The sequence below is a fragment of the uncultured Formosa sp. genome, assembly GCF_947500765.1.
GTDB lineage: Bacteria > Bacteroidota > Bacteroidia > Flavobacteriales > Flavobacteriaceae > Formosa.
In genome coordinates this window covers 298,618-315,580 of record NZ_CANMTH010000001.1, presented here as the reverse complement: position 1 = coordinate 315,580, position 16,963 = coordinate 298,618, and the positions used below count along the sequence as shown (strand labels likewise).

Below are 16,963 nucleotides of genomic sequence, written 5' to 3'. Positions count from 1 at the left end.
TTTTTAGTTAAAAATGCTATATGTTTATATCTATTTATCTACATAAATAACAAATATTCAAAATAAGATTTAAAAAAGGAAGCGCTACACCTAAACGTTGTTAACAAGTTCTTAACAAGATTTTAAAACAAAAATAAATATTGTTTACAAAAAATAATTTTAATCAACTGAATTCCAATTATATAAAATTTATTTATACATAAAATATTTCAAATAAATAGCACTTAATTTCGGCACTTAGCACCTCAGTACACTCTACACAAATAATTAAAAACAAAAAAAAGGACTCTATAAGTCCTCTTTTTCTCCCAATAATTAACTAAACTAACTAATATTGTTTTACTTTGATAAAGATACCGTGCGTGTTACACCGTTTTTAACATTCTCGTAATTATACATTATTAATACATTCTCAAATATCTTTAAAGAACTTAAAAAAAATTATGATTATGTATAGTTGGTTACCAAATATGTATAATTAGTATTTTTTAGAGACTTACATTGAATTAATCGAAATTATTTTTATTTAAATTTACAAATAATTCACATTTAACTTAAAAACATGATAAAAGCTATTATTGTTGACGACGAACCAAAAGCAGCACAAAGCCTAACTTGGGAATTAAGCAACTTTAAAGAATATATAAAAGTTATAAAAACCTTTACCATACCAGAAGAAGCTATTACATACCTAAACAACACCCCTCCCGATTGCTTATTTCTAGACATACAAATGCCTACAATGGACGGATTTCAGTTTTTAGACAAACTAAAAAATAGAGATTTTGCTGTTGTTATTACCACTGCGTATAATGAATATGGAATCCAGGCACTAAAAAAAGGGGCTATTGATTACCTTTTAAAACCTATTGACTCGGACGACCTAAAAGAAACTATAGATAGAATTAAAAAGTATAATGCAAAATTGAATAACTCAGCACAAATAGAACAAGTATTATTAAGATTTAACGAACTTAATAACCAACGCATCTCTATAAACACAGATGGGAAATTGATTTTTATTGAAATAGCAGATATCTTATTTGTAGAATCGGACGGAAATTATAGCACTATTTTTTTAAAGGATAATCAGAAAATAGTTTTGACAAAAAAATTAAAAGAAGTGAATGCTATTTTACCAGAACATGTGTTTTTTAGAATTCATAATTCATATATTGTCAATTTAAACAAAATAAAAGAGTATATTAAGAATGAAGGTTATGTCGTTATGCAATCTAACCACAAAATACCTGTAGCCAGACAACGAAAAGCCGATTTCTTAGAAAAACTATAATATGCAAAGACAATTTTCATATACAAAAGAAAGCAACATCTCGCTACCAACTATTTTTATATGGATAGTCCTAATATTTTGTTTTAAAATTAGTATTGCACAAACCACCACACTAGATTCTCTTTTTATTGAACGAGTACAAACTGCTCTTAAAAATAAACCCAAAGAATTCCATGATTTAGAAACCTTTTTCTACAACGATAAGAAGGACAGTCTAAAAATGAAATACTTAATAAGCCAAGCAAGTATAAATCAATATTACGATGCCAAATCTTATGCATTGAATGCACTTGGAACCATAGAAAGAAACAGATCTTTATATGACTCATCGATTATACAACACAAAAAAGCAATAGATGCGGCTAAAGATGCTAAAAACAAAGTGCTACAAATTATCTCCCTAAACTTAATAGGAGTAGCTTACCGCAGAATGGACTTAATTAAACCGGCTTTAGATTACCACAAAAAAGCATACGATTTAGCTTTTAAAACCTTTAAAACCGATCCCGACCCAGAACTAGAACGCTGTATGGCTATTTCAAGGAATAGCATGGGTAACATCTATTTAGTACTTAAACAATACGATTTAGCACTAAAACAGTTTGAAAAAGCATTACTAATAGAAAAAGGCAACAATAACAAATTAGGTTTAGCCATAAACTATCAAAATATCGGTATTGTTTTAGAAAACAAAGGCCTACTAGATAAAGCCTTAACAAATTACGAAACTTCGCTTGAATATAACGAACTAATAAACTCAATGATGGGGCGGGTAATTTGCAATAATGCGATTACACAAATTTACATCAAACAAAAAAAATACGATAAAGCATTAAACTTAATAACAAAAACTTTAAAAGAAGCTATAGATTTAGGCGATCAGTTTTATTTAGCAGAAACATACATTAACTTAGGGAGCATACAAGAAAAATTAAACATGGATGAAGACGCTGAAAGCAACCTACAAACAGCACTTCAAATTTCTAAAGCATACGATTTAAAAACATTCACATCTAAAGCACTCCTATCTCTATCTGAATTACACTTTAAGACGGAAGATTACAAAAATGCACATCTGTTTTACAAAAAAAGCACAGAAATTGAGAATAGTATTACAAACAATCGAAACCTAAATTATGTTAATGATTTAATGATTGAGTACGAGCATGAATCTAAAAACAATCAAATAAAAGAATTAGCAAACGAGAACGAAATAGTACGCAACAAACTAGAGCGCAACAAAAAATTATTTTGGTATACTGCAATCTTAATTTCGTTGTTTACAACCATGATAATCATAATTATTAGACATCGCCAATTAAAACAGGAGAAACAAATAATTACACTTGAACAGGATATGTTGAGAAGTCAAATGAATCCACATTTCATATTTAACTCACTAAATTCTATAAAACTATACATAATAAACAACGACAAAGAAAAAGCCGTTTATTATTTAAATAAATTTTCTAAACTCATTCGAAAAATCCTAATCGCTTCTACCGAAAAGGAAATGACTTTAGAAGACGAATTAGACACCATGCAACTCTATATTAACATTGAGAATATTAGATTTGAAGATGAAATTGATTTTAATATACATGTAAACGAAGGAATAAGTACAGCTAACATAAAAGTACCGCCTTTAATTTTGCAACCATTTTTAGAGAATGCACTATGGCATGGACTATCCTCTAAAAAACATGATAAAAAAATAGATTTGTACGTCTCTAAAGATTCAGACGACTATATTACAATTAGCATTGTAGATAATGGTATTGGACGAATTGAAGCAGAAAAAATTAACAGCTTAAAGGTTTTAAAACGCAAATCTGTAGGAATAGCGATTACCAAAGCACGTTTAGCGAATTTCTCTAAACAATACTCAAATGACTATAAATTTAACGTGGAAGATTTATACAATGAAAAAGACAGACCTAAAGGGACTAAAATAATTTTACAAATTCCAATCCCTAAACACAAAAAGGCCTAAACTATTTATACGTTTTGGCCACTTTTTCTAGTTCCATATACCAGTCTTCTCCAAACTTTCTAATTAAAGCTTCTTTTACAAATTTGTAAATTGGGACTTGCAATTCTTTTCCTAAAGCACATGCATCGTCGCAAATCTCCCAACGATCATAATTTACAGCAGAAAACTCAGTAAACTCTTTAATTCGAATAGGGTATAAATGACAAGATACTGGCTTTTTCCAACTAACTTCACCTTGGTTATAAGCTTCTTCTATAGCACAAAGTGCTGTTCCTTTTTTATCGAAAATAACATAGGCACAGTCTGCACCATCTATAAGCGGAGTTTCATAATCTCCAAAATCAGTAGTAATGTACGTTCCTTGAGCCTCGATAGCATCAATACCCTTCTGGCGTAAAAAGGGTTTTACTTTCGGATATATATCTTCAAGTATCTGTATTTCTTTTTCTTCTAACGGTGCACCTGCGTCACCATCTATACAACACTGACCTTTACACGCTGATAAATTACAGAGAAAATTTTTCTCTATAATTTCCTCTGAAATTATGGTTTTTCCTATTTGAAACATGCCGCAAAAATAGGGAAACTTTATATTTATTTATTATAGATAGTCTATTTTAATCCATTACTTTTGCCCAAAAAATTTAAAGGTTAAAGTAATGCAATTCAATACTAAAGAAATCTTCACCGCTTTTATGATTCTATTTGCCGTGATAGATATTATCGGTAACATTCCCATTGTTATAGATTTACGTAAAAAAATGGGACACATACAAAGTGAGAAAGCATCCCTTATTGCTGGCGCAATATTAATTGTATTCTTATTTTTAGGAAATAGTATTTTAAGCTTAATTGGTATAGATGTAAACTCTTTTGCCGTAGCTGGTTCTTTTATATTGTTTTTTATTGCTCTAGAAATGATTTTAGGAATCACCTTGTACAAGCAAGAAGAACAATCTTCTGTAACAGCAACCGTATTTCCCTTAGCCTTTCCTTTAATAGCAGGACCAGGTAGTTTAACAACGTTGCTATCATTAAGAGCAGAATTTAAAACAGAAAACATTATTGTAGCTGTAATTCTAAACGTTATCCTTATTTATATAGTCTTAAAAACATCAACCACAATTGAGCGTTTAATAGGTCAGACAGGAATAAATATAATTCGTAAAGTTTTTGGAGTTGTCTTACTTGCCATAGCTGTAAAACTATTTGCACATAACATTAAAGCCTTATTTATTTAAAATGAAAATATTCTCTATTATTCTATCGGTAATTGCAATTGCATTAATCGCGTTTAACATTACGCAAATTAACTTTGATGCTCCTTTTGGAGATGAAAGCATTGTAGCATTAATTACTATTCTCGTTTTATTATGTGCTATAGTATTATTACTAATATTAAACACATCGAAACGTATCGAAGAAAAGTTTAAGAATCAGAAAAAATAAACAAACTTACCATAAGTGAGTTGCATTAATTATTTTGATGCTGCTCACTTATTTTAATAACTTCATTAATCATATTATCCTGGTTATTAAAAACTTCTGTATACACACCTTTGCCATATAACTGATCGGCAATTGTTGCTTTAAGATACAGCTTCACCTCTTCTTTAGAATTCTGAAAAGAAATATTAGCCACAGTTCTCACATTTAAATAATCTTGAAATTTAAGTACAAGATCGTCACTTACCTTAAAAGTCTCTATAAAATTTCGCCTAGAATAGCCATCAAAAACATGTCTATCTTTCTCTAGTTCTTCAAAAATAAAATAGCTTATAAATCCGCGTTGCTCTAAAAACAATAGTGTTTCATTTTGGGTTTTTATATCTAAAGGCACAAAAACATCAGGGATAATTCCACCACCTCCATATACAACTTTCCCTTTAGGTGTTGTAAATTTTAAAGAATCTGAAACTTCAATTTTAAGAGAATCTAAAAGCTCACCACTTTCTAAACGCGAATAATAATCATCGTAATAATCTTTATTTCCATGGCTATAAGAGCGCTGTATAGAACGCCCTGTTGGGGTATAATACCTAGAGACTGTTAAGCGCACAGCACTACCATCTCCTAGTTCCATTTCGCGCTGCACCAAACCTTTTCCGTAAGAACGACGACCAATAATAACTCCCTTATCGTTATCTTGTAACGCCCCTGCTACGATCTCGCTTGCAGATGCAGAGTTTTCATTAATAAGAACATAAACTTCTCCTGTTTCAAAATCACCTTTTTCAGTAGCAAAACTCTCATCTATATTGCCACTTTTATTTTTAGTAAATAAAATAAGTTTCTTATCTTCTAAGAATTCATCAACAATTTGTTCAGCAACTCCTAAGAAACCACCTGGATTATCTCGTAAATCAAGTGTAATTTCTGTAGCACCTTGAGATTTTAAATCGAGTAAAGCGTTTTTAAATTCCTTATATGTCGTTTCCGCAAAACGATTCACTTTTATATATCCCAACGTACTAGTAAGCATATAACTTGCATCTACGCTTTTAATAGGAATAACACCTCTAGAGATATCAAAATCTAGCATCTCATGGGTTTGTTTTCTATATACTTTTAAATGTAGTTTAGAACCGACAGGCCCTTTTAAACGATGAATAATATCTACATTTTCAATATATTTTCCGAATAAAGAATCGCCATCTGCAAAAATAAGACGATCTCCTCCTTGTATTCCCACTTTATCACTAGGACCATCATCTACAGTTCTTATTACGGTAACCGTATCTTTATATGTATAAAAATGAATACCAATACCCACGAAATCACCTTTCATATTTTCAGAAACACGCTCCATGTCTTCTTTAGGTATGTATACCGAATGTGGATCTAAATTTTGAAGAATTCCATTTACAGTTACATCTACAATACTGTCGGTATTTACATCGTCTACATATTCGTAATCTATATAATCTATTAGACGATTTAATTTCTCTTTTTTGCTATTAGACGCAAACAACCTATCTGAAGAATCAGAAAAATTTAATTTACCTCCTATAAATATTCCGGCCGCAACTGCAGCTCCAACAATTAGAGGTAGATATATTTTTTTTAATGTCATTATGCGGATAAATCTTCGATATATTCAACGTGTATGCCTGCTTTTTCTAAAAAATCTAATCCAGAATCATCCTTATATTTTTGACAATACACAACTCTTACAATTCCTGATTGATGAATTAATTTACTGCATTCTTTACAAGGTGAGAGTGTTATATATAAGGTAGCGCCTTTACAAGATTGTGTAGAAGCAGCAACTTTAAGAATAGCATTAGCTTCGGCATGTAAAACATACCACTTAGTATAACCTTCGTCGTCTTCACAAAAATTATCGAATCCTGTTGGGGTTCCATTAAATCCATCTGAAATAATCATCCGGTCTTTAACAATAACAGCACCTACCTGTTTGCGTTCGCAAAACGATAATTTACCCCACTCTTTGGCTATTCGTAAATAAGCTTTATCGTACTTAAGTTGCTTTTTTTTAGGCATTAATATTTTTAATTTTTTTTATGAACTTATTTGGAATAAAAGATAAACTAAAATGATAAAGCCTTTATTCTTTTTAAATCAATATATGCTTTTCTATTAAACTCAGAACCATTGTAAATAAACCACCTATTTAACGAAGATAGCCCGTTAGCTCTTTAATTACAATGGTTAATCGTTAAAATTTTGAGAAAATTTCTGATTATTAAGAGATTAATTCATTTCCCATAATCATTGGAATAACTAACCCTATTACGACAGACGAAATTACTAAAATCCAATCGCGTTTAGAAAACCTAAAAACAGTTTGCATAATGTAACTAAAAAACAAGACTACAAATACAATTATAATTTGAGCAGCCTCAATACCTAAAGCAAATTCTAATAAAGGTAATAGTTTAGCACTAGAGCCACCTATTAGCAAATGAAATTCCCTTGCAAAGCCTAAGCCATGAATAACTCCAAAAAATAATGCAGAAAAAAACAATAAACCCACTCCTTTTTGAATCGTTTTTCCTGCAGTGAATATATTATAAACTGCCATTACAAAAATAGTTATAGGTATTAACAACTCTACTAAAGCACCATTAATTTTAACAACATCGTATGCTGCCAAAATTAACGAAATAGTATGCCCTAAAGTAAATAAAGACACCAATATTAAGACACGCTTCCAATCTTTAAAAATATAAGCAACCGTTAATACTAATAAAAATAAAACATGATCGTAGCCATTTATATCTAACACATGATTAATACCGTATTGTACATAAAAAAGAAAATCATCTAGCATAATTTTAGGGGGTTGAGAAGTTATAATATAGTATTAAATTAAGAAAAATAAAGCGGTAAAATTAAGAAAAAGAAATGACCCAATACTGCTATATACTATTATTTGACTAGTAAATTATTCTTTTAACTTGTAAATAAATTGCACAACAATAATTATTTGAAACGTTATTATTTTACACACACTAGTCTTTCCTCTTAATTTACCTGCTTATAATTCTTATATTATTCCTCCTTAATAAAATTAAAATAGTTTTTACACCTACACTAAAGACTACAACCTAAGAATTATAAGTAAGCTTTTACATCAAAGTTGTTGCTAGATTTACCCAAATAAAATATCTTGCATACAATTGTGTTTAGTAAAGTACATTAAATTCAATTTTAGAATATAAATTAAATATAAGATGAATAAAAAAGTATTTGTTTCTGGATGTTTTGACATGTTACATAGTGGCCATATTGCATTTTTTAAAGAAGCCTCTATGTATGGTGACTTATATGTTGGAATAGGTTCTGACGCAACTATTGCAGAATTAAAAGGACGACAAACCATTAATTCGGAACAAGAAAGACTTTACATGATAAATGCCATTAGGTATGTAAAAAAAGCATTTGTAAATACAGGTTCTGGAATTTTAGATTTTAAAGAAGATTTAGAAATATTAAGACCTGATTTTTTTGTAGTAAATGAAGACGGTTTTTCTCCCAAAAAAGAAGAATTATGTAATGCCCTTAATATCGAACTAAAAAACCTAAAACGCATTCCAGACGAAGGCCTTCCTGAACGCTCCACTACAGCTATACGATCAGCAGGAAATTGCACCTTACCTTATCGCATAGATTTAGCTGGAACTTGGATTGACCAACCTTATGTCTCTAAATTTCATCCAGGTTGGGCTATTACTCTATCTTTAGAACCTATTATAGAATATAACGAGCGTTGCGGTATGTCTACTTCTACAAGAAATGCAGCAAAGCAAATTTGGCCTTATTATTTACCTTTAGAAAAGCCAGAAAAATTAGCAGAAATACTTTTTAAATTTGAAAACACACCAGGATCAACTTTAATTTCTGGAGCACAAGACGCTATAGGTATTTGTATGCCAGGCCTTGTAAGACACTTTTACGATAAAGCGTATTGGCCAACAAAGTTTGAATCTATTGAAGACGAGTCTACATTAACTTGGTTAGAAGAACATATTTACATGGTTATGCTGTGGCCTAGAGAACCTGGCTTAGACCTTTTAGGGGAAACTTATATTAATGAAGACAATGTAAAAGAACTATCTGAAGCATCTGAAATGGTTTGGGAAGCTATAAAAGCTAAAGATTTAAACACATTTGCTACAGGCTTTTTAAATTCATTTAAAGCACAAGTAAAAATGTTTCCTGCAATGGTTAACGATAGAATTAACAAAGAAATCGATAAACACAAAGATCAAGCCATAGCATGGAAATTGGCTGGTGCTGGCGGTGGAGGCTATTTAATTTTAGTTTCAGAAAAACCAATTGAAGACGCTATGCGCATTAACATTAGAAGGAAAGAAGTACTTTAATAATGTTCAGTATTTTAATTATTAAGTATCTCTATCAGGTACATTCTAAAACTTATAGTCAATACTTGATAGAGATATAAAATTAAAATCTTAGCAATCTGATAACGCTAAAAACTAAACAGAATTGTGTCCACAGTCACTAATTCCTACTAAATAACTAAAAGTCAAAAAAAATTAAACACTTTCTTTAACATAATTACACTAAAATTTAAAGTATAAACACATATTTCAAAAACAAAGAAATAGTAAAACTGTTTGATTTTATGTTTTTTGTTCTAATTTTGTGTGTACTCGGCAATGGGGTTTGCCTTAAACCGTTCTTATATCACTAATGATCTCTACTAATAGATGACTTTAAAATCTAGTAGAATCATTAATATTAGGTAATTATGACTTTTGAAAAATTAAAAAAAAAACTAACCTCACTCGAGCAAATTCCTTCTTTATATTACCTTATTAAATGGCTTATTATATGCACATTTATAGGTTTAGTTACGGGAAGTATTTCTGCATTTTTCTTAAAAAGTCTAGAATGGGCAACAGCATATAGAGAATCTAATTTATGGATTATCGCTCTCCTACCTGTAGGTGGATTTATTATAGGAATTACCTATCATTTATTTGGAAATAGCGTAGTTAAAGGAAACAACTTACTTTTAGAAGAATTTCATTCTCCCAAAAAAGTAATCCCCTTTAAAATGGCTCCTTTAGTCTTATTTGGAACGGTGGTAACTCATCTATTTGGAGGTTCTGCTGGTCGAGAAGGAACTGCAGTACAAATTGGAGGAGCGGTTGCAGATCAATTCACTAAAATATTTAAACTTTCTAATGGAGATCGTAAAATTGTTTTAATTGCAGGTATTAGTGCTGGTTTTGCTTCTGTATTTGGAACACCTTTGGCTGGAGGAATTTTCGCTTTAGAAGTGCTTATTCTTGGTCGGATTCGATTAGACGCTGTTGTACCTAGTTTTTTAGCTGCCGTTTTAGCAAATTACTTTTGCGAAATTTGGGGCATCCATCACACACACTACCATATTGATACTGTTGCCGATATGAATTTTGTAAATTTACTTTGGGCAATGTTAGCCGGAATTATTTTTGGATTAGTAGCTATGTTATTCTCTAAATCAACTCACTTTTGGTCTAGCCAATTTAAAAGATTTATAAAATACCCACCGTTACGACCAGCCATTGGAGGTGTAATTTTAGCTGTTATTATTTATTCTATTGGAACTACAAAATATATTGGACTTGGTGTACCTACTATAGTTGAATCGTTTACATCTAATATGAATTCTTACGATTTTTTAGCCAAACTATTATTTACATCATTTACACTTGGTGCTGGTTTTAAAGGCGGAGAAGTCACCCCTTTATTCTATATAGGAGCAACATTAGGAAACGCTTTAATATGGTTTATTCCGCTGCCTATGGGCCTACTTGCCGGCATGGGATTTGTTGCCGTTTTTGCAGGAGCAACAAACACCCCTATAGCATGTACCGTTATGGGTATTGAATTATTCGGAATTGAAGCTGGCGTTTTTATAGCAATTGCCTGTAGTATATCTTACTTGTTTTCTGGACATACCGGAGTTTACACTTCTCAAATTATAGGAAGTCCAAAAAACGAAAGTGTTTTTAAAGAAAAAGGATTTACTTTATCTGAAATTGACGATAAAAGACATCCCAAATGAAAACAGAAACTACCATACGAATTTATTTTGAATACGGTAAAAAACGTAAAGATGTCCCCTTTTGGAAAACACTTCACGAATCAGATTTTGCTACTGTAATTCTAAAAAAAGTAAAAGCTTCAGGTTTAAAACAAGCATTACAATTTAATGTATCAAGAGGTTATTTTAATAGTAAAAAAATAAACTGGGGAATTGGTGATGTTCAACATTTTAAACACCCTCAAATTATTGAAATTACAGATACTAAAGAAAATATAGAGCGCTTTTTAGAATTAGAAAAAAAACTCTTTGAAGACACTTCAATTTATATTATTAAAAACGAAATTCTTTTAAAATCTTAAACAATTCTAATTTATTAAAACTTAAAATTGGTTTATTAATATTTCATTAACCATAAAAAACTAGTTTTTTATGTACTTTTGAATCTTATAATTATAATGCTTTTATGAGTAAAGAATTAAAATATGCTGTATTTGGCGCAGGTAGTTGGGCCACCGCCATTGTAAAAATGCTTTGTGAAAACCTTGACGAAGTAGGATGGTATATGCGTAGTGTTTACACTAAAGAACATTTATTAAAAGAACAACATAACCCCAATTATTTAAGTTCGGTAGAGTTTAAAACGGAAGACCTTATTATAAGCAACGATATTAACGAAATTGCCAATTATGCCGATATATTAATTTTTGCTATTCCTTCTGCTTTTATGCAAAGTGAATTAGAAAAAATAACCATAGACATCTCTACTAAAACGGTTGTTTCTGCTGTAAAAGGTATTATACCCGAATCTGGCTTATTGGTAGGCGAACATTTTCATGATGTGTACAATGTCCCTTTTAATAACATTGCTGTTATCGCAGGTCCTTGTCATGCAGAAGAAGTCGCTTTAGAGCGTTTATCGTACTTAACCATTTCTTGTGCCGACTCTAAAAAAGCAAAAGCCATTGCTAAAAACTTTTCAAGCAATTATATAAAAACAAAAATTAGCGACGATGTAATCGGTACCGAATACGCCGTTATGTTAAAAAACATCTACGCCATTGCTGCAGGAATAGCACATGGTTTAGGATACGGAGACAACTTCCAAAGTGTATTAATGAGTAATGCAATTCGTGAAATGAAACGTTTTATTAAGAAGATGCACAAAATGAAACGTAACATTAATAACTCGGCATATTTAGGCGATTTATTGGTTACAGGATATTCTGTGTTTTCAAGAAATAGAATGTTCGGTAATATGATTGGAAAAGGTTACACTGTAAAGTCTGCACAAATCGAAATGAGCATGGTTGCAGAAGGGTATTACGCGACCAAAAGTGCGCAATTATTGAACGAAAAAAACGCTCGAAAAACCAAGCTTCCTATAATTAATGCCGTTTACGAAATTTTATATGAAGGAAAAGATCCTAAAAAGACCTTTGAAAAACTTACAGATAAATTAGATTAAATATACAACTTTCTATTTCACTAAAACCCCCTGAACATTCATTGTTGGAATTAACTGAAAAGCCTTTTCGTTTATAGTATTTGCTTTGAATACAAATGTTTTATCAAACATTTTATTGTCTTCAAAAAAAGACACTTCAAACGTATTAACTAAAGCCAAAACGTCTTCCTGAAGATATTCAATTTTGGCATAACTTTTAGCAGGAAGTTTTTCTACTTTATGTCTCATTACTGCTGTTTTCTTATCTTTAGACAGTCCTTTAGAGACGATTAAAACCATCTCTAAATCAACGTCTTTATCATTTACAATATATGCATTCCATTCATCTGAATTCAAGTCTTTATTAAACACTTTTACAGCAGCTACATAAACACCTTCTACCTTTGGAATTTCAATATCTTTTTTCATACAATTAAATTGTAGACTTAAATTGTTCTAAGAAACGCACATCATTTTCACTTAACAAACGGATGTCGTTTATTTGATGTAATAACATCGCAATACGATCTATTCCTACTCCAAAAGCAAATCCAGAATATACTTTAGAATCTATGTTACAGTTTTCTAAAACATTAGGATCTACCATACCACAACCACCAATTTCTAACCATCCAGTACCTTTGGTAATTTTGTAATCAGACTCGGTTTCCAAGCCCCAATACACATCGATCTCTGCACTTGGCTCTGTAAATGGGAAATAAGATGGACGTAATCGAATTTTCGATTTCCCGAACATTTCAGTTGTAAAATATTGAAGTGTTTGTTTTAAATCTGCAAAGCTTACGTCTTTATCTATATACAATCCTTCTACTTGATGAAAGAAACAGTGAGAACGTGCCGAAATGGCTTCGTTTCTATATACACGACCTGGAGAAATAGTACGAATTGGAGGTGCATTATTTTCCATGTAACGCACTTGTACAGAACTGGTATGTGTTCTTAGCAAAACATCTGGATTTGTTTGCACAAAAAAGGTATCCTGCATATCTCTTGCTGGGTGATATTCTGGTAAGTTTAACGCTGTAAAGTTATGCCAATCGTCTTCAATTTCAGGGCCTTCACTCACATTAAAGCCTATAGTTGAAAAAATATCGATAATTTGATTTTTTACGATTGAAATAGGGTGACGTGCACCAATAGAAATAGGCTCTCCTGGTCTAGATAAATCGCCATAAATTCCTTTTGCTTCATCTTTACTTTCCAACTCTGCTTTTAAAACATCTACACGTTCTTGTGCTGTGTTTTTAAGCTGATTTATAACTTGACCAAATTCTTTCTTCTGGTCTTTCGCAACGTTTTTAAATTCAGCAAAATAATCATTCAGCAATCCTTTTTTACCTAAGTATTTAATACGGAATGCCTCTACTTCGTCTTTAGACTGGGCTTTAAACGCTTCTGCTTCAGCAATAAGTTCTTTTATTTTATCAATCATGATATTCCTTCAAAAATGAATGCAAATTTAACAATTCTTAATTTATATATTCGGTTTCAATGAAATAGTTTACAATGGCTTCTTTCATTAAAATACTCTGTTCTCCTGCTTTTAAGGTTGGCAATTGTTCTTTTATGGTATAATGTGGCCAACCATCGTCGTCTACAAAATCAAATTCATAATACCCATAAGGCACTAATAATTTGCAAATTGCAATATGCATTAAATCTAATTTTTGATCTTTCTTAAAGTTTCGGTCAAACTGCCCCAACTCTTGTAAACCAATTAAATATATAATAGCATCTAAATCTAAAGTATCGCCATCTGCAAATTGATTCGACAATTTAGTTACGACATCTTCCCACCTCGTTTTTAATTCTTCGTCTCTTGACATATAATTTTTATTACGCTTAAACTGCGTTTTGCAAAGTTAAAAAATAGCACATCATTTCTTCCAAACATCTCATAAAATATGACAGATTCATTTTAAATATTATATTTGATAAAACAACCAATTCATTATGACTTTATTAGACATTATTCTTGCCATAATACTCCTTTTTGGTTTAGTTCGGGGGTTTATAAATGGTCTTTTTGTTGAAATAGCCTCTCTTCTTGCTTTAATTGTTGGAATATATGGAGCTATTAATTTTAGCGCCTACACATCTACTCTCTTTGAAGACAAAGTAGATTGGGACGAGAACTATATAAAAATAGTTGCATTTGCAGCAACATTTATTGTTATTGTTTTAGTTATAGGTTTGGCAGGAAAAGCATTTACTAAGCTTGCAGATTTTGCTTTTCTAGGCATTGTAAATAAATTTTTAGGAGGTATTTTCGGGATGCTTAAACTGGGTTTAATAGCAAGTATTGCTTTAAATATTTTTGGAAATTTAAATGACACTATTCCTTTTATGAGCCAAAAAGATATAGATGAATCTATGCTTTATGAACCCGTAATGGCAATATCTACAAAATTATATCCAGCTATTAAGGAAAAGGTTGATGAGAAAAAGAAAGACCTTTTAACTAAAGATAAAAAAGAAGACTAATAACAGTCTAATTTAAGCTGTCCTTTGTTTTTATATACACTTAACGGATATTCTAAATAACGTTCGCAGATGACTTCTAAAACAATAAGGACATCCTTTTGCATCGCTATCGAACCGCAAATAAGAATCACCCCTTTTTGTTTTAAAACTTGAGCAACTTGTTCTGCATCGCGTTCTAAAAGATGTTGCACATAGACTTTCTTAGTATCCTGCTGCGAATAGGCTATTTCTAATTTCTGAAGTCTATTTGCTTTTAAACCTTCATCTATAATTGACTTGTAAATTTTGAAAGACGACTCTTGTCTTCCTCCCCAATACAATTGCATATTTTTATTAGAAGTGTTGCTATTAATCATACCTAGAAAAGGAGCTATTCCTGTTCCATTTGCAATCATCAATACATTTTTTGTACGCTTAGGTAAACGAAATTCTTTATTCTTAATTAATCGTGCTTTAATTGCATCGTTTGGTTTTAAATCATTTAAAAAATTAGAACATAATCCTAATTCTTGACGCTTCACACTTAAAAACACCGACTGATTAACTCTACCAACAGAATACAAACGCTCTGCACTATTGGCTTCGGGCTGAACAGCTAGTAAGTCTCCTGATTTGAATCGAGATATACCGCGTTTTAATTTAAATTCAATGGTAAAAGTATCATCTGGATTTTGACTTGAAAGTGTTTTATTAGCAACTATAAACGTTCGTTTTCTTTTCTTATTCTCCAGAACATCCTCCCCTGATAATTGTATTTGTAACCCAACTTTTTTAAACCATAAATTAATCCATTGTGTATAAGCTTCGAAAGATTTATTATGAATTGTAAACGGCTCTAAAAGTTGCACTGCATTAAGATCTGATTGCAATAATGCATCAACATCAAAAGCATATTTACAGAAGTCTTTATACGCTAGCGAACCAAAACCAACTACTGAAAAACTATATGCATGATCCGATTGTATGTCTTTAAAAATACTTTCGAATTTATTTGCGTTTTCGGGCGCTTCTCCCTGACCATAAGTCGCTGTAGCAACAACTAAATGTTCGCACTGTTTATAGGTTGAAAATGAATTTAATTCAGCAATAAAACTAGACTGACCTAGCTTTAATAATTGTTTATGCAACATGTTTGTGTACTGCACTGTACTCCCATTTTCAGAACCTATTAAAATGACAAATTTCGCATCGTCCTTTTTAAATTTGTTTTTGAGTTTAGCTTTGCGACGTTTTAAAGTCATTGCGAAACCAGAATACACAAAAAACAGAATATTTACACAAGCAATTGCCAAAACCAAGGCCCACAATATACTGCCTTGTCCGGTATGGAGGTTAATACTTAATCGGGAGGCAATCGCTATAAACGGATATTTAGCTTCGCTTAAAACTTCGCCTGTGTACTGATTTACTAACACCTCACGATCTTGCAATTGAAGGGTGTAATAATCTTCTACATCTTCAGAGAACGGAAATTCTACACTTCGAACTTCAGAGAGTTTGGTGTCTCTAAAAATAGATTGATCTTTAAGGTCTAGCTTTGGAGTCTCAGAGATTGCATCATAATTAACATTCTGAGACACTGTGTCTTTTGGTAGTAAATCAAATCGATAGAGAGACAAATATACTCCTGTAAGGGTAACAATAAGAATCGGAATTAAAGACAAGCGACCTAAGACCACATGATAGTACTGAGCAAAATTTTCGTTTACTATTTTACCAAAAAAACGCTTAAAACTACGTTGCCTTTTTACAATAAGTACAGTTCCGGAAACAGCAATTAAAAAGAGTAAGAATGATGTAATACCTACAAAAATACGTCCTGTAGATTTTAAGAATAACGATCTATGAAAATTTGTTGTCCATTGAAACAATGGAGATTTCTCAATAATATCTCCAATTTTAGCTCCTGTTCTCGGATTAATATAAAAGGTTTCGGCATCTCCTTCTGCTGTTATTACAGAAGCAGAAACGAAGTCGTTAACATCGACATCGACGTTTAAAATTTCAATATAATTGTCTTTTAAATGCGTAATAGTTTCAGACAGCGACACCTCATTAAAATCATGAACACGATATGGTTTTACCTGATTTGAAATGGGCTCGAATGCCAAAATAATGCCGGTAAATGCCGCCAATATTATAAAAACAAAAGAAGATACAGCCAGCGCAAGGTGGCTATATCTCCATATTGAAATCGTCATA

General features: G+C 31.3%; 17 protein-coding genes. 9 read left to right on the top strand and 8 right to left on the bottom strand.

The genetic code is table 11. The features are described 5' to 3' along the window. Positions 1-562 precede the first annotated feature (562 nt). Entirely contained in the window at positions 563-1,294 is a 732-nt protein-coding gene (locus Q1B05_RS01390; protein ID WP_299776772.1) for a LytTR family DNA-binding domain-containing protein, read from the top strand. 1 nt (position 1,295) lies between these two features. Further along, positions 1,296-3,287 carry a tetratricopeptide repeat protein gene (locus tag Q1B05_RS01385; protein ID WP_299776770.1) on the top strand — a complete coding sequence of 664 codons (1,992 nt, stop codon included), beginning with the start codon at positions 1,296-1,298 and terminating at the stop codon, positions 3,285-3,287. A gap of 1 nt (position 3,288) precedes the next feature. Here the strand turns inward: Q1B05_RS01385 and Q1B05_RS01380 are convergent, their stop codons facing one another. Continuing rightward, complete coding sequence (locus Q1B05_RS01380; RefSeq protein ID WP_299776767.1) at positions 3,289-3,855, bottom strand: DUF3109 family protein; 567 nt, start codon at positions 3,853-3,855, stop codon at positions 3,289-3,291. Between the two features lie 91 nt (positions 3,856-3,946). On the opposite strand from Q1B05_RS01380, the gene Q1B05_RS01375 reads away from it, so the two are divergent. Then, a complete protein-coding gene (locus tag Q1B05_RS01375) occupies positions 3,947-4,528 on the top strand; it encodes a MarC family protein (protein ID WP_299776765.1) in 582 nt (193 codons plus the stop codon). Between the two features lies 1 nt (position 4,529). After that, positions 4,530-4,736, top strand: coding sequence for a hypothetical protein (locus tag Q1B05_RS01370; RefSeq protein WP_299776763.1), 207 nt, complete (start codon positions 4,530-4,532; stop codon positions 4,734-4,736). 25 nt (positions 4,737-4,761) lie between these two features. Here the strand turns inward: Q1B05_RS01370 and Q1B05_RS01365 are convergent, their stop codons facing one another. The 3 genes from Q1B05_RS01365 to Q1B05_RS01355 form a co-directional block, all read right to left on the bottom strand. Then, positions 4,762-6,360 (bottom strand): S41 family peptidase, encoded by a 1,599-nt coding sequence (locus Q1B05_RS01365; RefSeq protein ID WP_299776761.1) that lies wholly within the window; start codon positions 6,358-6,360, stop codon positions 4,762-4,764. Further along, positions 6,360-6,791: a dCMP deaminase family protein gene (locus Q1B05_RS01360; protein WP_299776759.1), complete on the bottom strand. Its 432-nt coding sequence runs from the start codon at positions 6,789-6,791 to the stop codon at positions 6,360-6,362. The genes Q1B05_RS01365 and Q1B05_RS01360 overlap by 1 nt, the downstream gene beginning before the upstream one ends. A gap of 202 nt (positions 6,792-6,993) precedes the next feature. Then, a complete protein-coding gene (locus tag Q1B05_RS01355; RefSeq protein WP_299776757.1) occupies positions 6,994-7,581 on the bottom strand; it encodes a HupE/UreJ family protein in 588 nt (195 codons plus the stop codon). A 403-nt stretch (positions 7,582-7,984) separates the two neighbouring features. On the opposite strand from Q1B05_RS01355, the gene Q1B05_RS01350 reads away from it, so the two are divergent. From Q1B05_RS01350 to Q1B05_RS01335, 4 genes are all read left to right on the top strand, one after another. Then, positions 7,985-9,136, top strand: a complete 1,152-nt coding sequence (locus tag Q1B05_RS01350; protein ID WP_299776755.1) for an adenylyltransferase/cytidyltransferase family protein — start codon at positions 7,985-7,987, stop codon at positions 9,134-9,136. A gap of 389 nt (positions 9,137-9,525) precedes the next feature. Then, entirely contained in the window at positions 9,526-10,830 is a 1,305-nt protein-coding gene (locus Q1B05_RS01345; RefSeq protein WP_299776753.1) for a voltage-gated chloride channel family protein, read from the top strand. Then, on the top strand, positions 10,827-11,171 hold the full coding sequence (locus tag Q1B05_RS01340) for a DUF190 domain-containing protein (RefSeq protein WP_299776751.1): 345 nt from the start codon (positions 10,827-10,829) through the stop codon (positions 11,169-11,171). Before Q1B05_RS01345 ends, Q1B05_RS01340 begins: the two co-directional genes overlap by 4 nt. Before the next feature lie 104 nt (positions 11,172-11,275). Continuing rightward, a complete protein-coding gene (locus Q1B05_RS01335; protein WP_299776749.1) occupies positions 11,276-12,277 on the top strand; it encodes an NAD(P)H-dependent glycerol-3-phosphate dehydrogenase in 1,002 nt (333 codons plus the stop codon). Positions 12,278-12,289: 12 nt separating this feature from the next. Here Q1B05_RS01335 and Q1B05_RS01330 read toward each other — a convergent pair whose 3' ends face one another. From Q1B05_RS01330 to Q1B05_RS01320, 3 genes are read right to left on the bottom strand one after another with little or no spacing between them, the layout of a single operon-like run. Next, positions 12,290-12,685 (bottom strand): hypothetical protein, encoded by a 396-nt coding sequence (locus Q1B05_RS01330; protein ID WP_299776747.1) that lies wholly within the window; start codon positions 12,683-12,685, stop codon positions 12,290-12,292. 4 nt (positions 12,686-12,689) lie between these two features. Next, on the bottom strand, positions 12,690-13,709 hold the full coding sequence (pheS, locus tag Q1B05_RS01325) for a phenylalanine--tRNA ligase subunit alpha (RefSeq protein ID WP_299776746.1): 1,020 nt from the start codon (positions 13,707-13,709) through the stop codon (positions 12,690-12,692). A 37-nt stretch (positions 13,710-13,746) separates the two neighbouring features. Further along, positions 13,747-14,103 (bottom strand): hypothetical protein, encoded by a 357-nt coding sequence (locus tag Q1B05_RS01320; RefSeq protein ID WP_299776745.1) that lies wholly within the window; start codon positions 14,101-14,103, stop codon positions 13,747-13,749. 127 nt (positions 14,104-14,230) lie between these two features. Between Q1B05_RS01320 and Q1B05_RS01315 the strand changes: the two genes are divergently transcribed. Further along, complete coding sequence (locus tag Q1B05_RS01315; protein WP_299776744.1) at positions 14,231-14,761, top strand: CvpA family protein; 531 nt, start codon at positions 14,231-14,233, stop codon at positions 14,759-14,761. On the opposite strand, the gene Q1B05_RS01310 is transcribed toward Q1B05_RS01315, so the two are convergent. Beyond that, positions 14,758-16,962: a PepSY domain-containing protein gene (locus tag Q1B05_RS01310; protein WP_299776743.1), complete on the bottom strand. Its 2,205-nt coding sequence runs from the start codon at positions 16,960-16,962 to the stop codon at positions 14,758-14,760. The two genes, Q1B05_RS01315 and Q1B05_RS01310, sit on opposite strands and share 4 nt — an antisense overlap. Position 16,963: the final 1 nt, after the last annotated feature.

What these genes read in the sequence shown, in the direction of transcription:
- Q1B05_RS01390 (WP_299776772.1), top strand. Translation starts at nt 563, where the DNA reads ATGATAAAAGCTATTATTGTTGACGACGAACCAAAAGCAGCACAAAGC.
- Q1B05_RS01385 (WP_299776770.1), top strand. Translation starts at nt 1,296, where the DNA reads ATGCAAAGACAATTTTCATATACAAAAGAAAGCAACATCTCGCTACCA.
- Q1B05_RS01380 (WP_299776767.1), bottom strand. Translation starts at nt 3,855, where the DNA reads ATGTTTCAAATAGGAAAAACCATAATTTCAGAGGAAATTATAGAGAAA.
- Q1B05_RS01375 (WP_299776765.1), top strand. Translation starts at nt 3,947, where the DNA reads ATGCAATTCAATACTAAAGAAATCTTCACCGCTTTTATGATTCTATTT.
- Q1B05_RS01370 (WP_299776763.1), top strand. Translation starts at nt 4,530, where the DNA reads ATGAAAATATTCTCTATTATTCTATCGGTAATTGCAATTGCATTAATC.
- Q1B05_RS01365 (WP_299776761.1), bottom strand. Translation starts at nt 6,360, where the DNA reads ATGACATTAAAAAAAATATATCTACCTCTAATTGTTGGAGCTGCAGTT.
- Q1B05_RS01360 (WP_299776759.1), bottom strand. Translation starts at nt 6,791, where the DNA reads ATGCCTAAAAAAAAGCAACTTAAGTACGATAAAGCTTATTTACGAATA.
- Q1B05_RS01355 (WP_299776757.1), bottom strand. Translation starts at nt 7,581, where the DNA reads ATGCTAGATGATTTTCTTTTTTATGTACAATACGGTATTAATCATGTG.
- Q1B05_RS01350 (WP_299776755.1), top strand. Translation starts at nt 7,985, where the DNA reads ATGAATAAAAAAGTATTTGTTTCTGGATGTTTTGACATGTTACATAGT.
- Q1B05_RS01345 (WP_299776753.1), top strand. Translation starts at nt 9,526, where the DNA reads ATGACTTTTGAAAAATTAAAAAAAAAACTAACCTCACTCGAGCAAATT.
- Q1B05_RS01340 (WP_299776751.1), top strand. Translation starts at nt 10,827, where the DNA reads ATGAAAACAGAAACTACCATACGAATTTATTTTGAATACGGTAAAAAA.
- Q1B05_RS01335 (WP_299776749.1), top strand. Translation starts at nt 11,276, where the DNA reads ATGAGTAAAGAATTAAAATATGCTGTATTTGGCGCAGGTAGTTGGGCC.
- Q1B05_RS01330 (WP_299776747.1), bottom strand. Translation starts at nt 12,685, where the DNA reads ATGAAAAAAGATATTGAAATTCCAAAGGTAGAAGGTGTTTATGTAGCT.
- pheS (WP_299776746.1), bottom strand. Translation starts at nt 13,709, where the DNA reads ATGATTGATAAAATAAAAGAACTTATTGCTGAAGCAGAAGCGTTTAAA.
- Q1B05_RS01320 (WP_299776745.1), bottom strand. Translation starts at nt 14,103, where the DNA reads ATGTCAAGAGACGAAGAATTAAAAACGAGGTGGGAAGATGTCGTAACT.
- Q1B05_RS01315 (WP_299776744.1), top strand. Translation starts at nt 14,231, where the DNA reads ATGACTTTATTAGACATTATTCTTGCCATAATACTCCTTTTTGGTTTA.
- Q1B05_RS01310 (WP_299776743.1), bottom strand. Translation starts at nt 16,962, where the DNA reads ATGACGATTTCAATATGGAGATATAGCCACCTTGCGCTGGCTGTATCT.